Genomic DNA, 26226 nt, shown 5'->3' on the forward strand with positions numbered 1-26226 from the left:
ATGATTTGATTATGAAATTGTTATGCTGTCTCCTTCATGCTCGATACACCAAAAGGGAACTTCCTTCTCTTTGCAGAAAGGTTCCATGCGCCATACACTCTCAAATCCACTCATGACAAAGTGCATCGGGACAAACATTCCAACCTTGAAACGTTCAATAAACTGCCTTCCTCCCAGCGTATAGCCGTTACCGATGCGTCCGTCCACAGGAAACATCACGAGGTCAAAGGAATCAGTTATCTTTCGAATGTCTTTAAGTTCACCAAGGAATCGCTTTTCCTCCGCCACAGGATTGATATATTGACCGAACTCTTCGCTGAAGACCTCTCCTTCAGGTGTGTTGTCGGCGAGGAAGCGTGCGTACCAGTTGCATAGGTCTCCTGCGTGAAAGATAGTTTTTCCTTCAGTTTCTACTATCCAGCTTACACCGCTATCGTTACTGCCTGTTGCTGTCACTTTCAGATACTCATCTTCCCAGACTGTTCCTTTTACCATCCAAACATCTGCATCCTCTTTCTGAGCTCTTCTTCGTTTGAGTATGTCCTTTGACAGAATGTATGTGACATTGGGAATGCGATTCTTCCACTTGAAGATTTCTTTTGTGAAGTGGTCTTCATGGAAGTGACTTGAAAACACGTACACAGGTTTACATGTATTCATGTACACACTCATGACACCAGCAGGATCCATCCAGTAGTCAAATACCAGGATGCATTGAGACGTTTCAAGCAAGAAGCCGCTATGGAAGATGTATCTGAGTATCATCCCTTCAAAGCCTTACCGTCTGAGAATGCGTGACCAACTGTCTTGCCAAGCTCAATGTAGCCGTGATGTATGGGATCGAACACGATGAGTTCCATCTTCTCCATATCTGGCTTGCCATTCTCGGCAAGATACTTTTCATCTACGAGAATGTTTACTATCTCTGCCACGATATAATAACCCTCTGGTGACTCATCGATTTTCTCTTTGATGCGACATTCCAATGTCATGGGGAAGTCTGTAAAGACGGGAGCGTTGATATTCTCTGCCTTCTCGACGTTCCAACCTGTCTTCGCCATCTTATCCGCATCGTTCTTGGCAGATACGATGCCTACGAAATCTGCTGCCACCATGGTCTGCTTTGTAGCAAATGCCACGGTGAAGTCGGGGCAGTTGTTCAGGTTCTCCGTAGTGGCATGTGCGCCCATGGCAATCATAATCTCCTTTGCGTCCCATTGACCGCCCCAAGCAGCGTTCATTGCATTGGGCTTGCCGTTCTTGTCGTATGTGCCGATAATCAGTACCGGCTGTGGAAGCATCCACGATTTTTGTCCAAATGATTTCATTCTTACTTCTTTTTATTGTGTTATCAATTCATTCAACTTATCTTCTCGTATTACTTTCGGTTGTGCCTTGCCTGCCAGAACGAGGATCTTCTTCCCATTCCTGTATATGTGCAGCTGCCTGCTTCGCACCACAGCCGTCAAGGTCTCATCATCCTGCATGGCTTGCCATATAGGATAATACACACCTTCTGGTTCAAACAACTTCTTCTGAAGGTGTGAGCACATGTTGGTTGTATCTATTGTCATATCGTTACGTCATATCATTAACATGATTCTGCCAGCTTCTTTTGTGAACATTTCAGGGAAACGGCAGATTGTTGCATACACCTGCTTGCTTGTCACAGGCTGACCGTCCTTTCTCAGGTGCAGCCCATGACGATTGATGGCATCGGCAATCTGGTCAGTTGTCATGCCGCCATTTCGCTTTACCATCACATATACTATGGCTTCTTCTATCTTCATCCTTTATTCATCTGCTTTTCAATCCATGCCATCAATACGGCAACAGCATATTCCTGTTCTTCCTTGGTCAGTGCCCTGCCTGCTGGGATGTGATGCCACTTGAAGAAGCATCCCCTGCAACAACAGCCAGTGGCATGTTGAGCCAGGAAAACAGGATGCCCGTGCATTGGAGTCTGTTTGCCGTCGTTCGGTATGACAGCCGGAGCAAGTCTTTTTGCCACAAAGTCCTCTGCGTGTTTTCGTATCGTCGGCAATCCCTTTTCCATTACATACTCCCTGTCTTTCTTGGACAGATGGAAACGGCTGCGAAAGTCAGACTTTGCCAGCCTCTCAAAGAGATTGGTCAGGTCGTACTCTGTTTTCTCAGAAGGAATGCTCTCATGCGGATCCTCCTCCTGGAACAACGATGGATATATGTATTTCTGTGACATCATTATCTGTTACTTCTTATTTCCAGTGTTATATCCATATATGACCGCTTGCCGTCAATATAGTCGGCATAGAGCATTTCCTCACTTCTGCCTTTCAGAACATGGCATTTGCCGCATATCTCACAGTTGTGTAGGCATTTCCATTCATTCAGAACGTAATCCAAACGTTCCTCTCGTGTAGATGATTCAATAGAGGGTGTGCTCATAATCAGTGTCTCCCACAGCATGGTCAATCAGTGCCTGAAACTCTTCTTCCGTATAGTCGTCTTCCCAACCATACGTTACGTCCTTTATGCCCAAGGTAAACCCTAATGCCTCAGAATAGGATATGCCAATTTCAGCTGCAAGGTCTCTTGCCGCTTGATAAATCTGCTCTTCTTTGCTTAAGGGTAGTTGTTTCGCCTTCTTATGTTTTTTCTTCGGTTTCCCCATTTGAGTATATTCGTTTATTAATCAGCGTTGATGGGCATCTTGAAATTCCTGTATTTCTTTCGGAGTTCCTCATTATGCGCCTTCATTTCCTCATACATATCATTCAGTGCGTCAGGAAATCCCCATCCACAAGGGCTTGCCCAACGAAGGCATTGCTTGATTCGGGAATCATACTTGTCCCAAAGGTCATATAGCACGATGTGGCGCAATGTCTTGTCGAAATTACTCTCAACAGAATCATAGAATTGCTCCCACATGTCTCCATAGTCGTAAGTGAACTGACAGGCGTTCTCCATATAGAACACCATCAATTCTGCTATAGAATCTTCCGAAGGCTTCAGTTTCTTGAAGTCGGACAATGCCTTGCGGCACACTGAGAAGCGTGTCTTTGGCTCTCTGTTTCTGCTCGGATAGAACTCTTCTCGTATGATGTGCTTGTACTCTTCCAACTTCTGACCCTCATTCGGCTCTGCATAGAAGTCAAGATATTCCTTTGCCTCTTTCCGTGCAGAATAAAGTTCCAATACCATTTTTATTATCTCACTCTTGTCCATGGACATGAGGACAGACTTTAATTTAGATTTTGACATTTCTGCTCTTTTATCTTAAAAACGGGTCAATCGTTGCCAGCAACTCTGATTTCTGCATCACACCGCTCGTCCTCCACAACACTTCGCCGTGTCTGAACAGCATCAATGTGGGCACAGACTGTATGCCATACTGGCTTGCAGCCACCCCATACTTGTCCACATCCACCTTGATGATGCGTATTCTGTCACCCAACACTTCCTTCACCTGCTTCAGGATGGGGTGCATCATCTTGCATGGCTGGCACCATGTGGCGAAGAAATCGACCAAGACCAGTTGGTCGCCTGATATAACGTCTTTGAATGTTTCCATATTTTAAACTATTGACAAATTACCTTTGGAATAGGTCATGCTTTCTGCCTCATAAATAAGCACATCATCGAAGATCTTGATGTCTCGTTTCTTATTCAACCATCTTTTCTCATTAGACCTATACCAAAGGTTTATGATACAGATGCTTTCTTTAGGTGTTGCCTTTTTCTTTTGTGTGTTTTCTGTAAGGACATCCTTGTATGTCGAAATGAAAACTGTTTCAACGTCCTCAACGTTTTGTGGAGTCTGTTGAGTCGAATCGCTAAAACTACCAATCCATAAAGAAAAAGGTTCTCGAAAGTTTCTTAAATGTTCGTGCCAAGGAGCCACTCTCGTATGTATTGGTGTTCCAGAGCGATGGAGGCCAAAATACCGATAGTCATCCTTGCTAATGGGATGCCCTTTACCTTTTTTGTTACCCGAACAATAATAAAAGCTGAACAAATGACAGTCACAAGTATTTGGGTCATTCAAATACTCGGACAAAGACGTAAAAGTATCGAATGGACCAACCCATTGAATCGTGAAAACCTTTCTAATATCTTCCATTTCTTATTCCTCTCTTTTATTCCTTTTCTTCAATGGTCCGCTGTGCGGCCCACGGTTCAGCGTCACACCATGCTTGTTGAGTATACGGAACACGGAACTTCGGCTTGTGAAGCCACTGATAGCGAAGATGTCATCAATGCTGTGCCCCTCGTTGTACATGTTCACGATATTCTTCTCACGCTCCAGCTTCGACAGTGCCCTTTCCGACTTCTTGGGCGGCCGGATATTCTGTTGCAGATGGATGATGTGTGCCGATGCCTTGCGCAGCACGGCACACTCCTCAGAGAGTGACCCGAACATACGGATGACCTGTGAGGGCTTGGTGTCGGGAAAAAGTTCGTCAAAAGTATCGATGCGGTCTTGGATGGAGATGATGCGAACCACCTTCACACGGCAGTATTCTATGAATGTAGCCAGTTCACGGGTGCCACGCAGTGCGTTGCTGAATCTCGACACCACCAGCTCGTCGCCGCGCTCCAGACTCGATATTAGCTGCTTCCACATCGGGCGCAGCCTCTCGTGTTCGGACAGTTCTTCTATCACCTGTACACAGCCGTATTGCTGCATCCAAGCCTTGTCTTCTGCATACTCTTCGCCATTGGTGGCGATGAAGATGTAACCTACTTTTGCCATACTGTTGTACGCTATTAAATGAAATCAAGTGCAAAGGTACACTATTTTTCCGAGAAACAATCATACTTGGACGAAAAATCATACTTAAACACGATAATTTGCCATTTTCTTTTCACTTGATTTCATTGAAAATCATACTCGCAAGTATGATACACAAATAAGATTAAACTTACTTTCATTCTTGCAAATATATCGCTAAAACGCATTAACTTTGCACCGTCAATTTCAAAATCAGACTCAAAATAATGACAACAATGAAATATGAAACCCAACTTTTCGGAGGACAAACCAACCTCCATTGCATGAAGCAAATATTGCATAATGCAAAATCAAACTCGCATGGCTGTATCAGACTTGCCATTTGTATTGCCACTGCGTTTGCCGTAGTCATGCTGGCAGCATGTTCAGACGGAAACGGCACGAAGTCGTTCCATTCGAGCGATGAAGCCATCAGAGAGTATCATGGCTTTCTGACCACTCTTCGACAGAACGACAAGGTCTCAATTCAGACATTAGTTAAGATTGTCAACGAATGGCGCGTGTTGGACGATTCCGTGACATCGTGCATCTCACGTGACACTGTCAGGAAAGCCCACTCATACCCGTTCACGGTATATCATGAGTTGAACGACTCCATCCACATCGAGCTGTGCCGTATGGCGATGTCTAAGCAACGCACCTTTCACGACCTGCTCTATCTCAGAGAACAGACCTCTTCCCATGTTGGTGATGAGGAACTACAGCAAGCCGTGAAGGAAGCACAGCCGTTCTTTGCTTCCTTGGACAGCCTGCCTATATATAATAAAGGTGGTAAACAGGCGGTACTGAAGCGTTACCTGCTGTTCCTGCAAAAATCCGCCAAGCAAGGCATTCACGGCAAGGAAGACCTGCTCGCTTTCATCAAGGAAGAGCATTTGTATTTCAAATCCTTCCTGCAATACCTGCCGGATTTTGCTGACGATGACATCGGTGACATCAGACGGAATACCGAACAATGCTGTCGGGAGATACTCCGTGCCGCCGACCGCAAGGATTTGTCACACAAGGATGCCATGATTTATCTCTCCATGCGCACCAACCTCCGTCTGCTGCGCAATGCACAAGCAGCTATCGAGGATCTGAAAAGTGGCAGGGTAAAGGACGAGCACACCATGCACGCCTACCTCCTGATGATGATGCAGCCGTTCATGACGATGGATGACCTTTCCGTGAGCGTGCTCTCCGACAAGGACAAGGCAGACCTCTACAAGATAGCCGATGCGCTTCCTAAGGAGATGGACAACCTGGCCAAGAAGCTGCACCTCGACAAGCAACGCCTGTCAGATATGCCCATTCTCATGATGAAGATTTATGTTACAAGATTATAAACACCCCAAACAGAGAATACGATTATGTTAGAACAGTTTTGCGATGATTTCCTTGCCGTCGTGCCTTTGCAGTTGCCAGAACTGCTGGACAAGCGCAAGATGGAGAAGCCTGTCAAGTATGACGATTACGTGCTTCTTACTTTCCAGTTGAACACCCCTTTCACGATAGAGGAAGTGATGGATATGCTCGAAGACGAGATGGAAATGATAATCCTCTATCACCACATTCCAAGCCGTCATACGGAGTTCGGGCACAGCTGCTGTGCCTATTCCAACCCCTCTTTCGGACGGATGTTCAAGGTCAACGGCTCCACCGATGAGCGTGGCATGGTCAGCCAGATAAAAGTGACCATCTATGACTCGCTGGAGCACATGTCGGCAGATGTATGCCTCGACCTCAGCCTGCACTGCAAGAACGGATTCTTCAAATACATGAAGCCCAAGGAGGAAGTCCTGCTCGACTTCATCTGAAAGTTACATTTGCCAGATGACAGTCCTGTTCTACCGCAACAACGCACCATTCTGTTGTCCACAACCAAAGCTAAAGTCATGCCGCAAACTCCCGACCATCTGATGAAGGAAACGCTTTACATGAAGATTATCCATCTTCTCGACCGTCACCGCACATGGCTGGAGATTGAGAGCATCGCCACTGTCCGCAACCACACGATAGTCAGGAACGGCAGAATGACCGACATCCTCAGCCGTGTGCTTGTGGTCAAGGCCATCCACCATCATTTCCCCTACACGAGAGGGCAAGTGTGGCAGATAGCCGAGTACGACATGGAACAGGCTATCAAGAGCCTTCGGACAACCGACGGGGCTTTCCGTCAGAGAATAATCAAGGGAGAACTGACACTGGAGGATGTGGAGCGTATCATATCCACTGCCACACACGGTGTCGTCCAGCCCGACCTGAGTCCACTTCCATTATTCACATGCTATACATATTATGACAAGTAAGATACTGTTTCTCATCCTGATGTCGGCGTTCTTCTTTGTGCCGATGATTCTGCACAGAAGCCGCAGACAGTTTATGACACGGTTCTATCTGCGCATGACCGCGCTTGTGACAGCAAGGAAGCTCTACCGGCTGATGCTGCTCATCCTGCTGTACGTGTTCCACTTCCTCTACCTCTGTGTACACTATAACGACATAGGCGTAGTGGCTTCCACCATAGCGTTTGCCATATTCTTTGTCTTTATGGATGTAGAGAGGTGGCTGCAGCGTCTGCACGAGGAGCGGACACCATTCCGCATCGCCGCGTTGGCGGCAGTGGTGTTTGTCTTCACTCCTCATCTGTTCACGCTTGCTGTCACCATCTCCTTTGTCCTTCTGGCATCACTGTTCTATCCCTCGCGCATAGTCATATCGCTGTGGAAGAACAAGGCTGACCGCAAGATGCTCCTCGAAGACACAGAAATGCTCATCATATACTACTATTAAGTATCACCTGTATCATGCCGTTCCTTTTGTATAATGGAGCTGGCGACAAACAACAGTATTCACCAAACAGATTATTGAAATGAAGAAACAGAAACATAGAACGAGTTCCGGCAAGATGTCTGAACGGATGTCCCTGTTGGAGTTCTTGAAAGAGAGGTCCGGGATAAGGCTGTCGAAGCTCGAAGCCTACCTTGACCTTGTGGACAAGGCTTCTGTACAGTACATCCCCAAGGATCTGTGCAAGCAGGAGTTCAGCCTGTCCAACGGGCAGTTTGTAATCACCATTACCGAACTGGCAGGATGCTGGCATTGGCACCGCGCCACTGTCCGCACCTTCATCGAGCAGTTGGAGAAGATGAACCAGATTTCCGTCACCCGTCTCACGAAGAGCCAAATCATCACCATCCCGATGTTGGCTGAGACACCTGCCGTTTCTCCGATTGACGCAGCCTTGGATGTGTTCCGCCAGAAGATGCGTACCGCATTGGACGAATGGCGAAGCGGCAAGATGTCCGCATCGGCTTGCGCCTCGGAATGTGAACAACTCTACGAAGATGCTACAGAGGAAGTAGCCATTATCTTGCAGAAAGCCGACAATGGCAATTCAATTGGCAAGGTGCCATGCGGAAGCAACATTCCCGAATCTGTAGGACACGCCTTTTGTATGACTGCACTCACAGCTGTCTGCGAAGCCACCTTCCATCAGGTGCTTTCGCAGGAAACAGATAACGCCCTCGCTATCTCCCTTCTTCCCTTCTTTTACAAAGACCTGGGAGGAGACTGGCTCTCATTCATCGAGGCGGCAAAGGCAATATCAGAATTGGCATTGGATGGCAGCTCACCAGCCTTGCAGCAGGAAAGCGCAGCCATCAAGTCGCAGTTCCAGTCGCTCTGCCGACCTTTCCTTGCCATTATAGCCAACCAAGAGGTTTCCTGTCCTACTATAGGCTCTAATGACCTCTAATAATCATCGTATAACGCTTCTTCTTTTCTACTGGCACCGTGCTTCACACGTCTGCCATTGCTGTAAAATAATCGGGCTTGCCCGTTGGTCGGAAATGAGGGAATTTGGGTAGCCTAATACCCCTCTTGGTCTCCGACCATCGGGAGGCTGTCCTTACAAGCAGCAAGCTGGGGACAGGAGAGTTGTACACACATAAAAGGAAATTGGTTATGGCAACACCAAAACAGGTTATGGATTTCCGACCATCTAAGGGAATCACCACAGCACAGAGCAACGAGCACCAACGCCGTTGGACGGAAAAGGGTTGGGGATCCGCTGAAGCGACAGGCAACTACGACCGCAGCCGTGAGCGGCTCAACTTCGAGATTCGGGGCGGCAAGGTCTATCCCATTGACAAGAGCCGAAGCATCCCGGAGCGCATGGCTGACATCCTGCGGAGCCGTGGAATCAAAGACCCCAACGAGGGACTGGCAGAGCCGCGCTTCCGCACTGTGGTCAATTTCATCTTCGGAGGCTCTCGTGAGCGTATGACGGAACTGGCATTTGGTGACCAGAAGGTGGATCTGACTCATGGAGCGGACAATTCGCATCTTACCCGATGCAAGGACATTGAGGAATGGGCAAAGGATGTTTACCGCTTTGTTGCGGACAAATACGGTGAGGAGAACATCGTCGCTTTCATCGTACACTTGGACGAAACCAATCCGCACGTCCACTGCACCCTCTTGCCAATCAAGGACGGCAAGTTTGCGTACAAGCAGATATTTGCCGGAAAGGACAAGTACGAGTTTTCTGCCAGGATGAAAGCCCTGCACAGCGAGTTCGCCGAGGTCAACAAGCGTTGGGGCATGGAGCGCGGGACTTCTGTTTCAGAGACGGGAGCACGCCACCGCACCACCGAAGAGTACCGCCGCCAGCTGTCAGAACAGTGCACCACCATTGAGCAGTCCGTCGCCGCCCATCAGCGGACACTCGCCTCGCTCCAGTCGGACATCCGTCTGGCAGAGCGGAGAGTAAAAGGACTCACCTCAATGGTCAACAACCTCTTGCAGGAGAAGGCTGAGAAGGAGGCGGCACTTGCTGAATTGCATCGGCAGATTCTTGCGGGTCACGACAATCCTGATGCTCTCCGTCAGCAAGTCCAAGAGCTGGAGCAGGAACTGTCCGCTATCCAGTCGAAACTGGACGACAAGAAGGAAAAGCTCTCAGAGGCTGACCGCAAGCTCGATGCCCTGCGTGAGGAGATGACCGCCATGAAAGAGCGCACGGAGGAGTTGCGGCAGGAGGCACACAGATATTCCGATACTATCCGACAAGGTGCGGACACCGTTCTCAGAAATGCCCTTCTCGAAAACATGGTCAGCGAGTTCTCCGAACGTGTGGCACGGCTTTCCAATGAGGGCAAGGACGTGTTTGACGATTCCCTGCTTCAGGCCTTTGCAGAGAATGGAACGGAGGTGATGTACTGTGCCACGCTTCTATTCCTCGGCTACGTCGATGATGCCACCACCTTTGCCGAAGGTCATGGCGGTGGCGGCAGTTCGTCCGACCTCAAATGGGGACGTGACGATGACGAGGATGAACGCGCTTGGGCACGCCGATGCATGATGAAGGCTGCACGCATGATGCGCCCCTCTTCCGGCAAAAAGAAGAAACGATAAGCGGCACTGTCACGTATCACCTGTTATAGTATTCACCAGATTAAATTGAACAACATGAGAAAAATACTTATTCTATCCCTTGGCTTAGCCCTGTCATTGGGCGTACAAGCCAAAGACTATCACCGCACGGCGGACACCACCACCGTTGTACGCAGACTTTCGGCAGACGGTATGCTTCGTCCGCTTAAACCTTCCTACATGAAAGGGGCATTGGTCGCTTCGCCGTGGACGGACAACTGGTTTGTCCAAGCGGCAGGAGGAACTACGGTCTTCCTCGGCAAACCGCTCGGATGCAACGACCTATTCGGTCGCATGAAACCGGCATTCTCCGTGTCGATCGGCAAATGGTTCACACCTTCCGTCGGCGGTCGTCTGAACTATGGCGGTATGCAGTTCAACGACTGCAACAACTCCTCGCAGGACTACCAGTACCTTCGTGCTGATTTCATGTGGAATGTCCTCGGCAACCTCTACAAGGACGATGTACACACCCTTGCCCGATGGTGTGTCATTCCATACGTGGGCGTGGGTATGCTGCACAACAAGGTGAATGCCCACAAGCCCTTTACCATTTCCTACGGCATACAGGGGCTGTATCATCTCTCCCCACGCATTGCTGTTACGGCAGAGATAGGCAACATGACCACCATGCAGGATTTTGACGGCTATGGCAAGGCACACCGCCTTGGCGACCATCTGCTGTCCGCATCCCTCGGCCTCTCTGTCCGCATTGGCAAGACTGGCTGGAAGCGAGTGATAGACGCTCGTCCGTACATCGCACAGAACGAATGGCTTTCCGCCTACGCCGCATCCCTTTCTGACAGCAACAGCCGCTATCACGCCCAGCACGATCGAGACTGTCAGACTCTGGAACAGCTGCGTAAGATTCTTGCAATCGAGGGACTTCTGGACAAATACGGCCACCTCTTTTCTGACGATGCCACTTCCTCCGTCACAAACGGTTATCCTCGAAACGACTACAGCGGTCTCAACTCGCTGCGTGCAAGAATGAGAGACAAGTATGGTAATGGTCAAAAGACAAAGGTCATGGAGTCCGCCTCTTGTACAGAAGAATATGGCAATGCTGAAGGTGAGCCGGAAGACGATTACCTATCGCTCATCCACTCAGGAAAGGCTTGCATAGGTGCGCCCATCTATTTCTTCTTTGAACTTGGCACTGACAGGTTGCTCAACAGGTCGCAGCTCGTCAATCTCGACGAAGTAGCACGCATCGCCAAGAAATATGGCTTGAAAGTTAAGGTCATCGGCGCTGCCGACAGTGCCACAGGCAGTGAAGCCATCAATGATAACCTCAGCCGTTCCCGTGCCAGATTCATTGCAGAGGAACTGATGAAACGTGGTATGGAAAGTGGCACCATCTCTCAGATTTTCGATGGCGGCATTGACGATTACTCGCCCAATGAGGCGAACCGCCATACCAGAATTATGTTGTATCTATAGCCAGACATACAGCTCCGAACAAGAGCACTAAAACTTTTTTTCATTGATAAATTTTAAGCGAGGGGGCTTGTCCGTGACGGATAAGCTCTCTCCCTTTTATATACATTTTTTTCTATTCGCTTTATCAGGTCCACTTGCCGATGCCCATTTTTCTTTGCAAAGTTACTGCCCGGGCGAATGGTCAAGTACCGCCATGCTAACAGGCAGAGGACTGAACGACAGCTTTCCGCAAATCAAAGATTTGGGTATTTCATTAACTCCTCTGTCTGTTTCCTTGCCTTATCGCCCTCATTCCGCAGTCTTTTGATGCACGAAAAATCTGTTCCCGGCAAGCGGAGCCGAAAGGCTTCAAAAGGAGGGAAGAAAGAAACGGTTATGCGAACGTAGAGGGAATATATTCACTATGCTGAGTGTGAGTTTCTTCAACGAAGTTAAAAACAAGTTGAACATTCAAACATTAAACGATATGAGGACAAGAAGATTGAGCAAAGAACAAGGAAAGCAGTGCAATATCAGCCGTTTCCCCAACTTTCACAAGAGCGGAAGCATCAAAGGCATGAAGCGCATCTACTATGGCATGGATGCCTTGTTGGTGCGTTGCGGAGATTATATCTACAAGTAAGCGTCTCCGCGATTCTATCTTGTCGGCCTTTTTTCATTCTTATATTTTTGCTATGTATAAAAATGAAGCATTATGGATTTAGCAGAAAATCGATTTGGAAAAACTTGGAAACATTTCCTTGAAGTATTGAAAGTAGACTACAATTGTTCTTTAGCCGATGTTTGCCGCGATCAGCATACCACTTTTGGTGGTATGAGTTCCTGGATGTCCAGACGGGGCTATAGCGTTAAACAAGCCAAGGCAGATGTGGTCCGTGATTATTATGGCGGCGTTGAACCCTCCCAACCGACAACTTCCTCTCCTTCATTCACTCAAATAGCACCCGCCATGTTGTCGGAAGAAGAGTTTAGTCTTGCCGGGATCACAATCACCTTTAACAGTGGAACCACCATTTCGGTCAAACGGGCCACACCCGGTGGTGTTATTAAAATGTTGCGCGATTACGAAAGAACGGAGGGAGATCCATGTATTCTCTAACATCAGCCAATCGATACTATCTGTACCAGGGCTTTGTTCGTATGAACCTTGGCATTGACGGTTTATTCAAAATTATACGATCGGAAATGAAGGACTTGTCTCCCGTTTCCGGAGATATCTTTTTATTCTTTGGTAAAAACCGACAAAGTGTAAAAATACTGCGTTGGGATGGCGATGGCTTTCTTCTGTACTACAAGCGCCTCGAAGGTGGAAGTTTTGAGTTACCGACATTTAACCCCAATACAGGTAATTACGAGATTTCTTATCAGGTTTTGTCTTTTATCTTAAATGGAGTGTCATTAAAGTCTGTACGGTTGAGAAAGCGTTTTAGGATCTAATTCAACATTCTGATTATTAGATATTTGCGCTAAAGATATCATCCGGTTTATTTGGCCAATTCGTTGATTTTTTATATCTTTATGCCATGAAAAAGGATGAGATCATAGAGTTATTGAAGGAACAAATCAAGGGATTACGAGATGACAACAACAGACTCTTGGACCAAATAGATGCTTTGATAAAGGAGGTTTCTTCCCTTAAAGAGGCACTCCTTCAAAAAGGCGAATCTCTTAGCAAGCAACAGCGCCTTACTAAGGGACTCGCCAAACTTGTATCCAACACATCCGAACGGCAACAGGCTCCCCAATCTGCCATATCCGAAGAAGAGCGGCAGAAGATAGAAGCGGAAAAAGCAGATAAGCGTAAAGCAAGAAAGAACAATGGGGCCAAACGTGACATGCATTATGAGATGGAGGAAGAAGAACATGTCGTTTATCCCGATGATCCCGATTTTGACATCAATAAGGCCCGGTTGTTTACCACTGTTCCCAGAATATGCGTCCGCTATGAATGTGTACCCATGCGCTTCATCAAGCATGTCTACAAGATACACACCTATACGCAAGAAGGTCGCCTGTTTGAGGGAAAAACACCGGCTTCGGCCTTCTTGAATTCCAGCTATGACGGTTCATTTATTGCCGGATTGATGGAATTACGTTATATACAATCGCTACCTGTTGAAAGAATCATCAACTACTTCGAGAGTCATGGCTTTACGCTGAAGAAACCTACGGCTCATAAGTTGATAGAGAAAGCCTCAAACCTCTTCGAAAATCTTTATAAGTGCATCCGGCAGACAGCTTTGAGTGATCCTTATAAGGCAGCCGATGAAACCTATTACAAAATACTCGTCCCAGAAAAGAACAGCAAGGGAAAAGGAGTCAGGAAGGGATACCTTTGGGTGGTTGTCGGCATAAACACCAGGATGATATACTTGCTCTATGATGACGGCTCCCGGTCTGAAAGAGTTATTCTTAACGAATTAGGCAGTTGCAAAGGTATCATACAAAGCGATGGTTACTCACCTTACCGGAAGCTCGAAAGCGATGCTTATCCCAATATCACACGCATCCCGTGCTTGCAACATATAAAACGGAAATTTATAGATTGCGGTGAGAAGGAGCCGGATGCAAAAAGAATCGTGGAGCTGATAAACGCACTTTATCAAAACGAGCATAAGCATAAAGTTGGGGTTGAGGGATGGACGGTAGAACAGAATCTTATGCATCGAAAAAAGTATGCGCCGGACATACTCGGAGAAATAAAAGATGTGCTTGATGAAATAGAAGAACGGGGGGATTTATTACCTAAGAGCGAACTGCAGGAAGCCATTACCTATCTTCGCAATGAGTGGAATGCAGTGGTGGACATCTTTAATTATGGTGACACTTATCTGGACAACAATATGGTTGAACGGATGAACCGGTACATATCCTTATCTAGAAAAAACTCATTGTTCTTCGGCAGCCATAAGGGGGCCGAACGAGGCGCCATACTCTATACGATAGCACTCACTTGTAGGATGCATAAAGTGAATCTATTTGAGTATCTCACGGATGTGATAAACAGAACAGCCGAATGGCAACCGAACACACCAATTGAAAAATACAGGGAACTGCTTCCTGACAGATGGGAAAAGGCTAATGACTAAAAAGGGATCATTAGCCTTTTTATTTTAATACACTATATAGAATCGCGGAGACGCTTACATCTACAACGTCAGCAGTGAGCCAAACATCTATTATCAGGCAAGTATTTAACTCTTAATTCAAAGGATATGAACAACAGATTATCAGAAAACGAGAAGGCATTTATCGAGTGCTTCTCACGGTTCGTAAACGGTCAGATGGGTTCAGCCGCCAAGGTAGGCAATGCCCTTGCAGATGACCATCGCTATCTCATCAACGAAAAGGGCAAGGTGGTGTTTGCCTTCTTGGAACGCCTTGCCAACGACTATCAAAAAGGTCGTTATGACCAGCGTAACGAGTGGGTGTGCCGATTGGCAGCAGAGACCATCGAACACCTTGTTGAAAACAGAATGTATTACAGAACACTTAACAACGATTGACTATGGCAAGCAGATTGATTACACCCACGTTGGAGGAGAGACTGAAATCCTATCCTCTTTACTCACAGGACGGCAAAGGCAAGGATGCCGTTTGTGTGGCAATATTCTTCATCGGACACGTCCGTTGGTTCGTACTTGAAGGGCAACAGGAAGGTAACGACACCACGTTATTCACCATCGTATGCGGTCTGCATGAAACGGAGTATGGCTATACCTCCGTCAAAGAAATGGAGAGCGTAAAGGTGGATGGCTCCAAATATGGAGTGGACGAGATATTTCAAGTGGAGCAATTGGACGGTTTCAAGCCGGTGAAACTGAAGAGCATTCCAGACGAGGATTTACAGACTTTCCTGAATAGAATGGAAAAGAAGTGAACATCATATGATAACCCCCAAAGACAAAAGATAATGGACAGAAATCAACTTATCAGGCATATCTGCCGCTGCATTAAACGAGACCGCTTTTGTTGGAGGAACTATCTTCAACCATCCTCTTACTATGGTCGAGAACTCGCAGTCACTCCGTTATTTTGCTCCTATGGGCAAATCGGGTATAGCATCTATTTCCCATATTCCAATTTGCCAAACATCGACTACGATTGGGAGACCAAAGAATTAACTGTTGATGACATAGATTGGAAAGAGTGGATAAGAGACTGTCAAAAGTAACTCCATAACCAAAGCAACCGCAGGGACAATACTCCTTGCGGCTGACTATTGTTAGTACCTACTATGAGTAGTAAAGCCTACGATTAGTATATACTACGATACTACTCTCATCTTCGGAAAGCGGACTTGGCAACGTGCTCCTCTTGTACCTCTTCCTTCTGGTACTCCTCCATGTCGAGCAGTTGCTCATACGCAGAGCTGATGTTTGCATCCATAGAATGGTCATGACTGAAAGGGAAGGAGTGTTTCACTGAGAGTCCTGCATTGGTCACAGTCCCCACATCCAGACTATCCTTATCCTTGTTATATTGCAGGTTCAGCAGACCGCCATTTGGCATCTGGAATATCGGCATCTTTCGTTGCGCCAATTCCGAAAACTCTTCGGCGGTCATCTCCCTCGCCACAGCCTTCACGTCCTCACTGGCACGTCCTATGCCATAGCGAGTGATATGGTCCCGTATCTCCTGTTCCGTATGCTTTAGGAACACCTCGTATGTGCCACCGACACTGCCATTATATACCACTGCAAAGTCCTTGTCCTCAATCAACAGGTCATCGCCTCTGTTCTGGCACGGCTTCCTGTAGGTCTGCTTCTCGTCCATGCCGTTACCGTCATAGTAATCCTTGGCAAGTTTCAGCAGTCCATCATAGTCTCCTCGATCTTTCAGCTTATCCAGTTCCGATGTGTCATCCGTTGATTGGAGATAGGCAACGGAAGCGTAATATACCTGCCCGGCATCCTTACTTCCCTCCATTTTCTCCTCATTGCCGACATTTTCCGTCTGCTCAGCCTTTTTCTCCTGGTCTATCTCCATCGCAATCTTGTCGATATGCTGCGTGAGCATCGAGGTGGCTTTCTTCACATCGAGCAACGTGGTCTTGATGAACTGCGGCGACTCTTTCAGCGAATCCAGCCAAGACTTTAGATAGGCAGCCGAATCTCCCTTCAAGTGCTTCGTCATGCCATATCGCTGAGCGGTCAGCGCAGCCGTCAGTTCTGCCACCAGTTCCTCGCGTGCATACTCTGCCGAGCCGAAGGTAGCGGGCTTGATGCGGTCCAACTGTCCCTCCGCACCCGTTGAGTGTCCCATCTCGTGGAAAAGGTTCGAGTAGAAAGACTCCCCATCCTTGAACTGCCTTTTCTCCGGCATCACAATCTCGTTTTTGCTGATGGAGAAATAGGCGGAATCACCGAACATGGGTTTGATGGGACATATCCAACGGTTGTCCGCTATCATCCTATCCACGGGTTCAAAGGCAAACTGCTCGTCCTTCTCCACCTTAGGCATCGAGTATTCCTGTTCCAGTTTCTCCCAAAACTCTGGTCTGACCTCCTTCAGGTTGGTCTGCGACACATTGAATACATGGTAAGTCTGAAGCTTTGGATATACATTGTACTTTTCGCGCTCCTCCTGAGAGAGCAGTTTGTAGTCCTCCCACTTGATGTGCTCTTTTGTTTCCTTATTGACCACCGTAAACGTGGTGAGCATCACGGGGAAAGAATGCTCACCCTTCAATACCGACACACGAGGCTTCTGTTCCTCGTCTTTCTTGCCAGTTTTGTTAAACTGCTGTATGCGGTCGAAGGTACAGAAGCGAGGAATCTTGTAGCCCTCCTTCTCGCAATGCAGGAGTAGCATCATAGCGTTCATGCCATTATATTCTCGTCCGTTCAGATTTTTCGGCCATTGCAGCGTACCCTCAGTAAACCAGGGCTTTTTCCATCCGTCTTTGCCCGACAGCGACTGAATACGCTCAATCATCATATCGGCAAACAGGTCGAGTGCCTTGTCTTCGGCACTCGGACCTTCTTTAGTATAAGGTTTTCCCATAGTCATTAACCATTATAGGGCTGAGGAACATATTCGCTCATCTCCGACACTCGGCAGGAGAAGTCCAACTTGTCATTGAAGACACTGACAGACAACGCCCCTTTGATGTTCGCTTTCACACCCGGTTGCAGCCATGCCTCACGTTTGCCATCGAAGAGGAAGAAACTTACCCAGATGTATTCAAATCCGTCCTGTACTTTCTCTGCACTGAAAGCGGAGAACTGGCAGTACGGCACACCATTCTTGTCCGTCTTGTCCTCAATGCTCTTGCCCACCTTGCCGCGGAACTCCATCACGCCCTTGATGCAGTCCTCTGCCTCGGCAGGCTGGTGGCTGATGCTGCTTGCCGACAGGTTGAAATAAAGGGCATCGCCCCGTTTCCTCGGTACCAATACACCGACTACCTCAATGTGCTCGCCAATGTTGCAGCTGCCTACATCCGTAAGTGTCCCGTCCTTGATGACCGACACCTCGATAGTCTTGTTAATCCCGCTCTTCGCCGGAATGACTATGTTCATGGCAAAGCTCACAAAGGCCTTGCCCTCCTTGTTCGTGCGGCAGGTCGCAACCTTGCTGACCGTTCCGCACACTGTTACATTACATTTGATCATTGCTCGATACTTTTTGAATTATACATCTCCATTGTCCAAGTGAAATGTCTTCGCAATGTCAATAATCTCTTTTCAATCATCATATACTGGCGCACGTATCAGTTCATAGACCATCCACGCTGCTATGATAAGTTGGAAGCCGAGATGGATGATGGCCACGGTCTGACCGAAAAGCCATTGGGTAAGCATGAAGTGTCCTGTCACTGCCAGCATACCCATCAACACTGTACACAGATGACTTGCTATCCTTTTCATTTCCTTTGCAGATTTTGTTGTTGACTCTCAGCCTCCATCCCTTGCTCGAAATTCTGCGAAGCCTGTTGTGTCGCCACGATGCCTGTCACCATTCCAGCAATCTTCGTCCGTTTGCTTTCTTCCGACAGATTGGCATTGCCCAAAATGAGCGATAGGCGGTTCATCTCCGAGGAAGTTAGTTCACGGTCAATTTTCACCGTACCGCTCTCTGCATGAAGCACAGCCTTGCCGTTCTCACCCACAGCGATGGTGCATTGCCTCATGCCTGGTACAAGCGAGGTCAAATCTACAAGCTGGTTGGCTGCCATGGCAGAGATGAGTCCCTTTTGTCGTTCCTCATCCTTGCTGTCAATCTGCGCTGCCAACATCATCAGCGACATGAAGGTGGTCATCGCCATGTCAAGTATAGGGTCATTCGTTCCCGAAATGCCCACACCGCTGTCCTCTGAGGAAAGCAGTTTCTTCATCCAGTCCTCTGGTGACACATTCTGCTCCTGCGGCACGTCACTTTTGTATTTCGCCAACAGGTCATCGCCGTTATGCAGTGCCTGTAGCTTGATGTTGCCCTTCTGTCCGATTTCTGCCAGATAAGCAGATGGATCCATATCCCTTTTTGAGCCGTCAGCCGATACGCTCTTCACTCCGAAATGCAGATGCTCGCCAATGGTTCGTGTGCCGGTATTTCCCGACACCCCCAACTTCTGTCCGGCATTGACCGTGTCGCCTACCTTTACTGCTATGTCGGAAAGATGCAGGTAGGAGCATTGCACCTTGCTGCCATCCTCACGGCTGTATTCCACGGTGACGGATTTCCCTCCTGACGTGTTCGCATTATGGTTCACCGCCACCACCTTTCCGCCGTTCTCCGTAGCCAGCACCGCCTCATGGTTCGTCTTGATGTCAATGCCCTTGTGCATCTGCTGCTTGGTGGCATCCATAGGGTCTTGGCGATTGCCGAAAGGCGAGGTGATGAAGAGAAATTCCTCTCGCTCCACAGGATAGGAATACCCGGCAGACTGCGGTACATGGGCAGCAGGTTCTTCTCTGCGAGGATTATTCTCCACCCCGAACGACCTACCTTCTGCCCGCATCTCAGCCATCACCTCACGGTCATACTTGTCCAGTCCGTTGGCTTCAATGATGCGTTGCAGACTCGCTGCATAACCGCCGCCAGTGGCATAGCCAGCCTTCTCAATGCCCTTCGTCCATCCCTTGTAGTCGTCAGGTGAAAGCGTGAAGCACTGCGCATATCGCTTGTTCTGCTTCAGGAACTGCGAGTGATGCTCATAGCTGTCACCCACACTTTTGTACTTACAGAATTTCTCGTTGGGCCTATCATCCGTATAGACTCCATACTCACCGCCATTCTTCAGCCACGAATCCGTAGCCTTGATGCCGAAGTGATTGTTGCATTCGCGAGACAGTTGGCTCTGTCCGTTGCTGCTCTCCAAAATGGCTTGCGCCAAGATGACAGAGGCAGGAATCCCATACCTCCGCATCTGTTCTTTGGCTTCCTCCGCATATTGTGCGGCATACGCTGCATTCTTTCCCATACGCCTATCTCCTTAGACTGGTGTGTTGTTCTGTTTCCTGGTTCTCCTGTGCCATCGGCCTTCCAGCCTCTTTTCCAGGTGACACCATCTCCGTTATTCCACGCTTCGACGATGTTGTCTGCTTCGGCACCTCCAGCTGGTCACAGATGGCTACCCGTTCTCCCGCACGAATGAGCTTCGGCAAATAGGTGTCGAGAGCATGATATGGGAATCCTGCCATTGCCAACGGCTTTCCTTCATCATCCTTGCGCCCGTTGCTCTTCGTCAGCGTGATGCCCAATATCTTGGATGCCTTCACCGCATCATCCTTGTAGGTCTCGTAGAAGTCGCCGCAACGGAACAATAGAATGGCATTAGGATGTTTCTTCTTCAAGTCAAGATATTGCTGGACAAGTGGAGAAATAGCCCCCTTGGCTGCCTTGGCTTCTTCCTTCTCCTCTTTCTTTTCTTCTCTTTGCTCTGATGCCTGTTCTTTCTGGTCTGAAGGCTTATCTTCCTGCTGTGCCATTTCCTTCTGTTCATCATGCTTCTCTACAGTAGCCGTCTCTGCTTGCTTCACCTCTGTCGCTTCTTCCTGCTTCTCCTGTGTACTTTGCTCGACGTTGTTGTCTTTCTGCAATACATCGGCAAACAGCGAGGCGGCAAGGCTCTGCTTGTATGAATCCCTGTCAGGAGCCACCCACAATCGTTGCCATTGGGACGGACTGACACTTCTCGGCTGCAATTTCTTGCCGTCGATAGTGGCTGCACACAGACATTCGCCCGACTTGGCACGAAACACCGCTACACGCTGGATTCGGTTCAGATCAACCTCCTGCTCATTGCCACCAAAGATGTCAACCTTCAGGTCGGGTTTCGCCTCTGCCATGGCATAATACTTCTGTGCCAATTCTTCACGCACACGCTCGATGTTGTCCATCGACTGCTTCAAGGTGGTGAAGAAATGATTGAGGTCTCCTTTGTCGGGATAGACGGCGAAGCCTTCCTTGCCTTCGGGCTTGATGTACAATGCCCACCGCTCCTTGTCGTCCTTCACCAACTGCACATTGTCGAAACCGATGTCACGGCTATGGATCACGGCTTCAGAAGCATCCAACGAGGATAGGTCTTCGATAGACCAGTTGCGCAACCTCGATACCGTGATTTTCTTGTCGGCAAAATAACTGTCATCGGGACGGAAACCCAAGGCACCATCGGGATTATAGAAACGCACGTTGTCATAACCCTCTTTCTGCAAGGCATTGGTGAAGCGTTGCTTGTTCATGCCCTTAATTTCGTTGTTCACCTCCAACGACGCACCCTGTGGCAGCACCACATCTGCGGTCTTACTGGCATCATCACGCACGATAACCACGGTACGCTGCTCCTCATTGGGATGCTGCTTGATTTCGTCAGCCACAAAGTAGTGGCTGGGCAACTGCCCCTGTATCTGCGCTGTCTCTCGCTGATGCTGGTCGGTTGCATACTCCACCTTTTCACCCAGTTCCGCTTTTTTCAATACCTTCAGCGCACCGTTTACCTCACTCTCGATGGCATCAATCAGGCAAGGGTCTTCCTTCAGTTCCCTCGTCCAGTAGTTCACCATGCCCAGGCTGTCCTTAGACAGACGAGCAGGCAGTCCCAATTCGAGCATCTTCACACCCGAAGCAAGTTCCGTGATGAGCTTCTCCTTCTTCACGGCATCCTCCGACGGGGCTTTGCCGTTCTTCATGACCATGCCTTCACGTGCCAACCGCTGCTGATGACCGGTGGCAGACACCAACTGACGCATCATTTCCTGTACATAGTCGTTGTAATGCTCAAAGTCACGCTGCCGTGGCAGGTAGATAACATCCTTCTCTGTGTCATAATGCGCCACACCTGTGCCGTCCTGACGGACATTCACGAGGTTGTCCTTCATCTTCTGAAGGAATCCGTTGACGCGCCCATGCAGCTGCTTGTCCTCCTTATCGCCGTACCCTCTGTCTTCCATCGTGCCGTCTTTCTTCAAGGCCGTAGTGTAAGCAGTTTCGTTAGCCATTGGCAGGAGGGTCTGGTCGATATTGAAGAGCACACGTATCTCACGGTTCTTCACTCCCTTGTATTGTTGCTTGTCCTGGTCCGACAGTTCTGCGTATGCCTCCTTGGTAATGACATCATCGGGATTGTTGCGGTTGACATACTTGTTCCAATTGTAATACAGGAAGGGCACGCCTTTCTCATGTTCCCTCACGCTCTCACCCCGTGCCTTGGCTTCGGAGAACTGCGTAAACAGGTTGCTCTTGCAGCCCTTGGCATCGGAGTCGAGGGCAAGGACAAGGGCATTGAACGGACTGACCGAAAAGCCCTTGGGATAGAGCTTCGGATAGAGTTTACCGCTTGCGTTCAACCAATGTCCCTTGGCATCTACCGCACTCGTCAGTGCCTCAGTCAGCAGCGACACCTGTTTCTCTGCCGCCCGCTTCTCAAAATCTGATTTCTCTTTCATGCTTTTATCTTTTTGTTTATCTCAATCACATTCTATAATTGGCTTACCAAGCCACAGTTCCCGACAATTTTGTTGTCGGGCTTCACTGAATCCCCCTCGGTCGCACTACGCTCTCCCGTGCCTGCTCTTCGTACTGCACTGCTGCCATATTTCGCATTTGGTCGTTCTTGGCGAGTATGGCGTTAGCCAATGTATTCAGTGGCAATGCCCCCGACTGATACGCCCCAATCACGCTGTCTGGCAGTTGGATGGTACATGGCACATTATCGATGTTGGCAACAAGACATCGCCCTTGCAGCATCGGGTTGCTGATGCGAGGATTGAGTGGCTCATCAGGATATTGTCGGTACTGCACACGTGGCGCACCAGAACCCACCACAGTTGGTGCAATGCCTTCCTGCTGTTTTCTGCCCAGCACCTCATGTCCCGACTTGTTGAGCAGATTGGCACCTCCCATACCCATCAACAACATCTTCAGTATGGGATTTTTTACGAACATTCCAGCCACAATGGAGGCCAAAGGAAGAAGGCTATTGTCCATATTCAGCGATTTCGTCTTGCCCGTGAACAGTCCCACCAGTACATCGGGCAGCATTGCCAACACATAGCCAAGGTTTTTGCCAATGTCAGAAAAGCCGTTCAGCCCGAAGCTCTGTAAAAGTCCGTCCCATCCGCTTTCATTGGTCTGCAAGGCGGCTTGCTCTGGCGGTTCTACAGATGCTGTTGCCTCTTCAGTCGATGAATCAGGAGTTTCCTGCGGTTCTGCTTTCTTCTCCTTCTCAGCCTCTGCATCAAGTCTCGCCTTAACCTCCAGATACTCGTCTTCCTGTCCGGGTGCGACTATCAAGGGCACATCCTTGTACTTGTCTGTACGTTTGGCTGCTTCGTTTCTCTGAGGGTCAAGGAACGTACCTTTATTCCATGGGAATGAGGTATGTTCAGTTTGTTTCGTCCAATCCATAAATGTGATATTGCTCGTGGGAATCTTGTTCTTGAAATGGCTGTTGGTAGCCTTGATATAGCTGTTCTCGTGATTCTTGATGACCTTTGCCTGCTTGCGGAATGAGGCGAAGACGTTGGTGTCCGTACCGAAAACTCCTTTGCTGATACACTCCTCGACACTGACCTCATGGCTGCTGCCTTTTTTGCCAAGGCGTTCCATGCCGACATTCATCACCATATCGATACCGACAAACTTGGCGAAGGTCGCCCATGAGTCGATACCTCCCATGGCCACGGCATCGGCACTCGCTCCGGCAGCCCATCCCGCCGCCTTCTCTGTCCGAGAGGGCTTATAGGCAGCCTCTCCTCTGGCTTCTATCTCTGCGGCAAGCGGTGACTTGTTCAATTCGTAGGGCAGACCGAACAGACTGCTCTGTGCCGCCTTGCGGATGATATAGTCGGCAGAGGATTTGGGCATACGGTCTTTCACCAGTTTTTCTATCATCAGCTGCTCCATGCAGTGTTCGATATAGGCGTATGCCAAATCACAACCGAGTTGTTTAGAGAGTGCATCGTACCGTTCTCGTCCTATCTCCGTCACCACTGCCTTGCGCCATTCCTCAGCCATCACGGCAAGGTCACGCTGCATGTCCTTGTTGCCGACAATAGCCTCCTTGCACATCGCCAGATAGTCTTCTGTGGTCTTGCTGTTCCACTCGCCTGTAATCCTCAGAGTGGCGTATGGGTCATCACCGGGCATATTGGCAGTGGCCAATGAGCGTAGGATGCCAGCCGTACTGTTGGAGTAGGCCCGCATCTCGTCTGCCTGTCTGTTGGACAAGTCCCGCTGCACCCTGCCCATCACGGGGGCAAGGTGACACCCGAAGTAGTCGCCCATCAGACGCTCTATCTCTGCGAATCGCTGACTGTTCTTTACTGCCATATACCTTTTTATATATTATACTGCTGTAATATCTGTTCCTTTGTCTGCTCGATGGCATTGTGATATATCTCCATCTGCTTAGGATAGTGTTCCTCCAACCATGCGTCCTTGTCCACTTGGCGGTGGATGAACTGCACAGCCATACGTTCCTCTATCTCCACGGAAGGTTCTCCCTCTTCCTTGCCATTGAACCATGCCTTTGTCCACCATCTCACGCCAGCCCGGTCGGGATAGACGCTCACCATCCTCGGTATGTCGAAGCTCTGGATATCCACGTCCAAATCGGCAAGAGAATCAATGATGCCGTCATGCGTCAGGGCTTGCTCTTGGAGTTTTTTTTTAATACCTCGTCCATCGTGGAGAGATACACCTGATGTCGCATGGCAAGATAGTTGAGAAAGTCGGCAATGAGCAGGTTCTGCACCTTAGCCGCCAAAGGCATACAGCGGTTGCCGATGCCCAAGGGATTAGCCATGCTCGGTATGGTCTCGTAGAAGTAATGCTTGCTCGCTCCCAACGAGAAGATGTTTCTTAATGACTGCTCCGTATGTTCAGGCAGACTATATGCTCCCTGCTGCAGGTCCTCGAAATAGGAGGGGAGGAAGCGGAGCATCAATGTTTCTATCTCCTGATGGTCGGTGTCGTAGGGTGAAGGTATGTTCATGTCCAGTTCATTGATGCCCATTTTGGAATTGTTCTCCAATGCCTTGATGTTGCCGTAGAGCATGGTGAGGAATTCCAACGGATTGATTTCCTCTCCGTCAAACCTCACCTCCATGTGCAGCATGTCGCCACTGATGGCAATGGTCTGACCGGCCTTGACGTTTTGGGAGAAGTTGGCGAAGACATTGGAGAGGTGTCTGTAAGTCACTTCGTATTTGCCGTAGCGGATGGTCTGGTAGATGCCATGCTCCGCGTCCGACCCGATGGCTGACACGGTTCCTGTGGCCACCGCCGATAGCAGGTAGTGGTTCACCGAGAAGTCTATGCCGTGATGGAAGAATGTTTCTCCCGTCACGGGGTGCTTCTGCTCTCCGTAACCCAAGGACATCTGCACGTCCTGCTTTGTTGGCTCCTCAAACGGCATACAGTAGCCGCTCGATGAGCGTAGTATCATTTCTTCTGTATATCTCATATCGCTGTATATTGGTTATCGTTTCATCCCTCTGTTCTGAGTCTCTGCCTCTTCCATGTTCTGCCCATGCGAAGACGTGCCGCCTCCGTTAGGCAGAGCTTGTGCCACCTTAGAGTTGTTCCCGATAATCATCGCTCCAAGCAGGGCACCCGCAATCTTGCTCATCCAACCAAAGCGTCCGAATACCATGAATGCGGCAGCCACTAGTCCGACGATGCTCATACCTGACACGTTACCCTTGCCGATATTGCCAAAGAGATTGCCTATCATGTCGCATCCTCCGCCACCAAACATATTCCGGAAGAAGTCACTGATACCGCTAAACTGGATGTCCATCTTTCCGGCTACAGTGTTCACCGCATCAACGGCTTCACCAGCCTTGCCCGTCAGACGTTGCACATCGTTGGCAGTTTGCGCCACCGCTTCCGTGGCATTCTCGCCGATGACAGCATCACCTACTATGCGTGCCACGCTCTTGTCTGTGGTCAGCTTCTCCCATGTCACATAGCCTGCGGCACTACCCACTGCGGCTGTCTGCATAGCCTTGCCAGCTCCCATAAGGGTGCGTTGCGGGTGGAGTGCTGCGCTGCCTAAGGTCTTTCCAGTTACTCCGATGACATGGCCGGTACCTCGTGCAGCCTTGCCACCATATTTCAATAATGAACTCCAAAATCCCATA

The 26226-nt window shown here is 48.9% G+C and carries 32 protein-coding genes; 12 read left to right on the forward strand and 20 right to left on the reverse strand.

The features are described 5' to 3' along the window. Positions 1-9 precede the first annotated feature (9 nt). The 10 genes from KSX81_RS00585 to KSX81_RS00630 all read right to left on the reverse strand — a co-directional run bounded on the left by KSX81_RS00585 (position 10) and on the right by KSX81_RS00630 (position 4735). Complete coding sequence (locus tag KSX81_RS00585) at positions 10-765, reverse strand: MBL fold metallo-hydrolase (RefSeq protein WP_004319924.1); 756 nt, start codon at positions 763-765, stop codon at positions 10-12. Continuing rightward, positions 762-1328 (reverse strand): flavin reductase family protein, encoded by a 567-nt coding sequence (locus KSX81_RS00590; RefSeq protein ID WP_004319925.1) that lies wholly within the window; start codon positions 1326-1328, stop codon positions 762-764. The genes KSX81_RS00585 and KSX81_RS00590 overlap by 4 nt, the downstream gene beginning before the upstream one ends. Positions 1329-1340: 12 nt before the next feature. Continuing rightward, positions 1341-1574, reverse strand: coding sequence for a hypothetical protein (locus KSX81_RS00595; RefSeq protein WP_060451178.1), 234 nt, complete (start codon positions 1572-1574; stop codon positions 1341-1343). Between the two features lie 9 nt (positions 1575-1583). Then, positions 1584-1790 carry a hypothetical protein gene (locus KSX81_RS00600; RefSeq protein WP_072067344.1) on the reverse strand — a complete coding sequence of 69 codons (207 nt, stop codon included), beginning with the start codon at positions 1788-1790 and terminating at the stop codon, positions 1584-1586. Beyond that, the gene (locus KSX81_RS00605) at positions 1787-2224 is read right to left on the reverse strand and encodes a DUF4186 domain-containing protein (protein ID WP_004319930.1); all 438 of its coding nucleotides are present in this window, start codon (positions 2222-2224) and stop codon (positions 1787-1789) included. Before KSX81_RS00605 ends, KSX81_RS00600 begins: the two co-directional genes overlap by 4 nt. 183 nt (positions 2225-2407) lie before the next feature. After that, a complete protein-coding gene (locus KSX81_RS00610; protein ID WP_004319932.1) occupies positions 2408-2653 on the reverse strand; it encodes a hypothetical protein in 246 nt (81 codons plus the stop codon). A gap of 17 nt (positions 2654-2670) precedes the next feature. Continuing rightward, a complete protein-coding gene (locus KSX81_RS00615) occupies positions 2671-3243 on the reverse strand; it encodes a DUF6155 family protein (RefSeq protein WP_044917833.1) in 573 nt (190 codons plus the stop codon). Positions 3244-3253: 10 nt separating this feature from the next. Further along, positions 3254-3553 carry a thioredoxin gene (gene trxA, locus KSX81_RS00620; protein ID WP_004319936.1) on the reverse strand — a complete coding sequence of 100 codons (300 nt, stop codon included), beginning with the start codon at positions 3551-3553 and terminating at the stop codon, positions 3254-3256. A 3-nt stretch (positions 3554-3556) separates the two neighbouring features. Further along, on the reverse strand, positions 3557-4102 hold the full coding sequence (locus KSX81_RS00625) for a hypothetical protein (RefSeq protein ID WP_149923752.1): 546 nt from the start codon (positions 4100-4102) through the stop codon (positions 3557-3559). Positions 4103-4105: 3 nt separating this feature from the next. Beyond that, entirely contained in the window at positions 4106-4735 is a 630-nt protein-coding gene (locus KSX81_RS00630) for a recombinase family protein (RefSeq protein ID WP_004319940.1), read from the reverse strand. Positions 4736-4989: 254 nt separating this feature from the next. Between KSX81_RS00630 and KSX81_RS00635 the strand changes: the two genes are divergently transcribed. The 3 genes from KSX81_RS00635 to KSX81_RS00645 are packed head-to-tail and all read left to right on the forward strand — an operon-like array spanning position 4990 to position 7065. After that, a complete protein-coding gene (locus KSX81_RS00635; RefSeq protein WP_149923754.1) occupies positions 4990-6102 on the forward strand; it encodes a hypothetical protein in 1113 nt (370 codons plus the stop codon). Between the two features lie 24 nt (positions 6103-6126). Further along, positions 6127-6573 (forward strand): hypothetical protein, encoded by a 447-nt coding sequence (locus tag KSX81_RS00640; RefSeq protein WP_004319947.1) that lies wholly within the window; start codon positions 6127-6129, stop codon positions 6571-6573. A gap of 9 nt (positions 6574-6582) precedes the next feature. Beyond that, positions 6583-7065, forward strand: coding sequence for a hypothetical protein (locus tag KSX81_RS00645; RefSeq protein ID WP_225449529.1), 483 nt, complete (start codon positions 6583-6585; stop codon positions 7063-7065). Here KSX81_RS00645 and KSX81_RS00650 read toward each other — a convergent pair. Continuing rightward, the gene (locus KSX81_RS00650; RefSeq protein WP_004319951.1) at positions 7037-7402 is read right to left on the reverse strand and encodes a hypothetical protein; all 366 of its coding nucleotides are present in this window, start codon (positions 7400-7402) and stop codon (positions 7037-7039) included. The two genes, KSX81_RS00645 and KSX81_RS00650, sit on opposite strands and share 29 nt — an antisense overlap. A gap of 226 nt (positions 7403-7628) precedes the next feature. On the opposite strand from KSX81_RS00650, the gene KSX81_RS00655 reads away from it, so the two are divergent. The 9 genes from KSX81_RS00655 (at position 7629) to KSX81_RS00695 (ending at position 15515) form a co-directional block, all read left to right on the forward strand. After that, a complete protein-coding gene (locus tag KSX81_RS00655) occupies positions 7629-8513 on the forward strand; it encodes a hypothetical protein (RefSeq protein WP_149923756.1) in 885 nt (294 codons plus the stop codon). 209 nt (positions 8514-8722) lie between these two features. Further along, complete coding sequence (gene mobV, locus KSX81_RS00660) at positions 8723-10174, forward strand: MobV family relaxase (RefSeq protein ID WP_060451181.1); 1452 nt, start codon at positions 8723-8725, stop codon at positions 10172-10174. A 54-nt stretch (positions 10175-10228) separates the two neighbouring features. Next, positions 10229-11635, forward strand: coding sequence for an OmpA family protein (locus tag KSX81_RS00665; protein ID WP_004319956.1), 1407 nt, complete (start codon positions 10229-10231; stop codon positions 11633-11635). A 466-nt stretch (positions 11636-12101) separates the two neighbouring features. Then, entirely contained in the window at positions 12102-12257 is a 156-nt protein-coding gene (locus tag KSX81_RS00670; protein WP_165601821.1) for a hypothetical protein, read from the forward strand. 72 nt (positions 12258-12329) lie between these two features. Then, positions 12330-12734 carry a hypothetical protein gene (locus tag KSX81_RS00675; protein WP_004298116.1) on the forward strand — a complete coding sequence of 135 codons (405 nt, stop codon included), beginning with the start codon at positions 12330-12332 and terminating at the stop codon, positions 12732-12734. Beyond that, the gene (gene tnpB / locus KSX81_RS00680; protein ID WP_004296723.1) at positions 12722-13072 is read left to right on the forward strand and encodes an IS66 family insertion sequence element accessory protein TnpB; all 351 of its coding nucleotides are present in this window, start codon (positions 12722-12724) and stop codon (positions 13070-13072) included. Before KSX81_RS00675 ends, tnpB begins: the two co-directional genes overlap by 13 nt. An 86-nt stretch (positions 13073-13158) precedes the next feature. Then, the gene (gene tnpC, locus KSX81_RS00685; RefSeq protein ID WP_332058169.1) at positions 13159-14724 is read left to right on the forward strand and encodes an IS66 family transposase; all 1566 of its coding nucleotides are present in this window, start codon (positions 13159-13161) and stop codon (positions 14722-14724) included. 126 nt (positions 14725-14850) lie between these two features. Next, complete coding sequence (locus KSX81_RS00690; protein ID WP_004319960.1) at positions 14851-15141, forward strand: hypothetical protein; 291 nt, start codon at positions 14851-14853, stop codon at positions 15139-15141. A 2-nt stretch (positions 15142-15143) separates the two neighbouring features. After that, a complete protein-coding gene (locus KSX81_RS00695; protein WP_060451226.1) occupies positions 15144-15515 on the forward strand; it encodes a DUF2958 domain-containing protein in 372 nt (123 codons plus the stop codon). A gap of 401 nt (positions 15516-15916) precedes the next feature. Here KSX81_RS00695 and KSX81_RS00700 read toward each other — a convergent pair whose 3' ends face one another. From KSX81_RS00700 to KSX81_RS00740, 9 genes are all read right to left on the reverse strand, one after another. Then, a complete protein-coding gene (locus KSX81_RS00700; protein ID WP_004319964.1) occupies positions 15917-17641 on the reverse strand; it encodes a zincin-like metallopeptidase domain-containing protein in 1725 nt (574 codons plus the stop codon). 5 nt (positions 17642-17646) lie between these two features. Further along, positions 17647-18252, reverse strand: a complete 606-nt coding sequence (locus tag KSX81_RS00705) for a hypothetical protein (RefSeq protein ID WP_004319966.1) — start codon at positions 18250-18252, stop codon at positions 17647-17649. 72 nt (positions 18253-18324) lie between these two features. Beyond that, the gene (locus tag KSX81_RS00710; protein ID WP_004319968.1) at positions 18325-18507 is read right to left on the reverse strand and encodes a hypothetical protein; all 183 of its coding nucleotides are present in this window, start codon (positions 18505-18507) and stop codon (positions 18325-18327) included. Then, a complete protein-coding gene (locus KSX81_RS00715) occupies positions 18504-20060 on the reverse strand; it encodes a glucosaminidase domain-containing protein (RefSeq protein ID WP_004319971.1) in 1557 nt (518 codons plus the stop codon). Before KSX81_RS00715 ends, KSX81_RS00710 begins: the two co-directional genes overlap by 4 nt. A gap of 4 nt (positions 20061-20064) precedes the next feature. Beyond that, positions 20065-22527 (reverse strand): zincin-like metallopeptidase domain-containing protein, encoded by a 2463-nt coding sequence (locus KSX81_RS00720; RefSeq protein ID WP_060451225.1) that lies wholly within the window; start codon positions 22525-22527, stop codon positions 20065-20067. A gap of 82 nt (positions 22528-22609) precedes the next feature. Then, entirely contained in the window at positions 22610-24412 is a 1803-nt protein-coding gene (locus KSX81_RS00725) for a hypothetical protein (RefSeq protein WP_060451224.1), read from the reverse strand. Between the two features lie 8 nt (positions 24413-24420). Continuing rightward, positions 24421-24657, reverse strand: coding sequence for a hypothetical protein (locus tag KSX81_RS00730; protein WP_174522444.1), 237 nt, complete (start codon positions 24655-24657; stop codon positions 24421-24423). 68 nt (positions 24658-24725) lie between these two features. Then, positions 24726-25547, reverse strand: a complete 822-nt coding sequence (locus KSX81_RS00735) for a M23 family metallopeptidase (protein ID WP_060451222.1) — start codon at positions 25545-25547, stop codon at positions 24726-24728. 15 nt (positions 25548-25562) lie between these two features. Further along, the gene (locus KSX81_RS00740) at positions 25563-26225 is read right to left on the reverse strand and encodes a hypothetical protein (protein ID WP_004319979.1); all 663 of its coding nucleotides are present in this window, start codon (positions 26223-26225) and stop codon (positions 25563-25565) included. Between the last annotated feature and the right edge of the window lies 1 nt (position 26226).

Origin of the sequence: Bacteroides sp. MSK.18.37 (assembly GCF_019129155.2) — a bacterium.
GTDB lineage: Bacteria > Bacteroidota > Bacteroidia > Bacteroidales > Bacteroidaceae > Bacteroides > Bacteroides ovatus.

What these genes read in the sequence shown, in the direction of transcription:
- KSX81_RS00695 (WP_060451226.1), top strand. Translation starts at nt 15,144, where the DNA reads ATGGCAAGCAGATTGATTACACCCACGTTGGAGGAGAGACTGAAATCC.
- KSX81_RS00725 (WP_060451224.1), bottom strand. Translation starts at nt 24,412, where the DNA reads ATGGCAGTAAAGAACAGTCAGCGATTCGCAGAGATAGAGCGTCTGATG.
- tnpB (WP_004296723.1), top strand. Translation starts at nt 12,722, where the DNA reads ATGTATTCTCTAACATCAGCCAATCGATACTATCTGTACCAGGGCTTT.
- KSX81_RS00635 (WP_149923754.1), top strand. Translation starts at nt 4,990, where the DNA reads ATGAAATATGAAACCCAACTTTTCGGAGGACAAACCAACCTCCATTGC.
- tnpC (WP_332058169.1), top strand. Translation starts at nt 13,159, where the DNA reads ATGAAAAAGGATGAGATCATAGAGTTATTGAAGGAACAAATCAAGGGA.
- KSX81_RS00715 (WP_004319971.1), bottom strand. Translation starts at nt 20,060, where the DNA reads ATGGGAAAGAATGCAGCGTATGCCGCACAATATGCGGAGGAAGCCAAA.
- KSX81_RS00670 (WP_165601821.1), top strand. Translation starts at nt 12,102, where the DNA reads ATGAGGACAAGAAGATTGAGCAAAGAACAAGGAAAGCAGTGCAATATC.
- trxA (WP_004319936.1), bottom strand. Translation starts at nt 3,553, where the DNA reads ATGGAAACATTCAAAGACGTTATATCAGGCGACCAACTGGTCTTGGTC.
- KSX81_RS00740 (WP_004319979.1), bottom strand. Translation starts at nt 26,225, where the DNA reads ATGGGATTTTGGAGTTCATTATTGAAATATGGTGGCAAGGCTGCACGA.
- KSX81_RS00675 (WP_004298116.1), top strand. Translation starts at nt 12,330, where the DNA reads ATGGATTTAGCAGAAAATCGATTTGGAAAAACTTGGAAACATTTCCTT.
- KSX81_RS00720 (WP_060451225.1), bottom strand. Translation starts at nt 22,527, where the DNA reads ATGAAAGAGAAATCAGATTTTGAGAAGCGGGCGGCAGAGAAACAGGTG.
- KSX81_RS00710 (WP_004319968.1), bottom strand. Translation starts at nt 18,507, where the DNA reads ATGAAAAGGATAGCAAGTCATCTGTGTACAGTGTTGATGGGTATGCTG.
- KSX81_RS00730 (WP_174522444.1), bottom strand. Translation starts at nt 24,657, where the DNA reads ATGGTGAGCGTCTATCCCGACCGGGCTGGCGTGAGATGGTGGACAAAG.
- KSX81_RS00605 (WP_004319930.1), bottom strand. Translation starts at nt 2,224, where the DNA reads ATGATGTCACAGAAATACATATATCCATCGTTGTTCCAGGAGGAGGAT.
- KSX81_RS00665 (WP_004319956.1), top strand. Translation starts at nt 10,229, where the DNA reads ATGAGAAAAATACTTATTCTATCCCTTGGCTTAGCCCTGTCATTGGGC.
- KSX81_RS00735 (WP_060451222.1), bottom strand. Translation starts at nt 25,547, where the DNA reads ATGAGATATACAGAAGAAATGATACTACGCTCATCGAGCGGCTACTGT.
- KSX81_RS00595 (WP_060451178.1), bottom strand. Translation starts at nt 1,574, where the DNA reads ATGACAATAGATACAACCAACATGTGCTCACACCTTCAGAAGAAGTTG.
- mobV (WP_060451181.1), top strand. Translation starts at nt 8,723, where the DNA reads ATGGCAACACCAAAACAGGTTATGGATTTCCGACCATCTAAGGGAATC.
- KSX81_RS00625 (WP_149923752.1), bottom strand. Translation starts at nt 4,102, where the DNA reads ATGGAAGATATTAGAAAGGTTTTCACGATTCAATGGGTTGGTCCATTC.
- KSX81_RS00640 (WP_004319947.1), top strand. Translation starts at nt 6,127, where the DNA reads ATGTTAGAACAGTTTTGCGATGATTTCCTTGCCGTCGTGCCTTTGCAG.
- KSX81_RS00655 (WP_149923756.1), top strand. Translation starts at nt 7,629, where the DNA reads ATGAAGAAACAGAAACATAGAACGAGTTCCGGCAAGATGTCTGAACGG.
- KSX81_RS00690 (WP_004319960.1), top strand. Translation starts at nt 14,851, where the DNA reads ATGAACAACAGATTATCAGAAAACGAGAAGGCATTTATCGAGTGCTTC.
- KSX81_RS00615 (WP_044917833.1), bottom strand. Translation starts at nt 3,243, where the DNA reads ATGTCAAAATCTAAATTAAAGTCTGTCCTCATGTCCATGGACAAGAGT.
- KSX81_RS00590 (WP_004319925.1), bottom strand. Translation starts at nt 1,328, where the DNA reads ATGAAATCATTTGGACAAAAATCGTGGATGCTTCCACAGCCGGTACTG.
- KSX81_RS00650 (WP_004319951.1), bottom strand. Translation starts at nt 7,402, where the DNA reads ATGAGGAGTGAAGACAAACACCACTGCCGCCAACGCGGCGATGCGGAA.
- KSX81_RS00600 (WP_072067344.1), bottom strand. Translation starts at nt 1,790, where the DNA reads ATGAAGATAGAAGAAGCCATAGTATATGTGATGGTAAAGCGAAATGGC.
- KSX81_RS00705 (WP_004319966.1), bottom strand. Translation starts at nt 18,252, where the DNA reads ATGATCAAATGTAATGTAACAGTGTGCGGAACGGTCAGCAAGGTTGCG.
- KSX81_RS00585 (WP_004319924.1), bottom strand. Translation starts at nt 765, where the DNA reads ATGATACTCAGATACATCTTCCATAGCGGCTTCTTGCTTGAAACGTCT.
- KSX81_RS00610 (WP_004319932.1), bottom strand. Translation starts at nt 2,653, where the DNA reads ATGGGGAAACCGAAGAAAAAACATAAGAAGGCGAAACAACTACCCTTA.
- KSX81_RS00630 (WP_004319940.1), bottom strand. Translation starts at nt 4,735, where the DNA reads ATGGCAAAAGTAGGTTACATCTTCATCGCCACCAATGGCGAAGAGTAT.
- KSX81_RS00700 (WP_004319964.1), bottom strand. Translation starts at nt 17,641, where the DNA reads ATGGGAAAACCTTATACTAAAGAAGGTCCGAGTGCCGAAGACAAGGCA.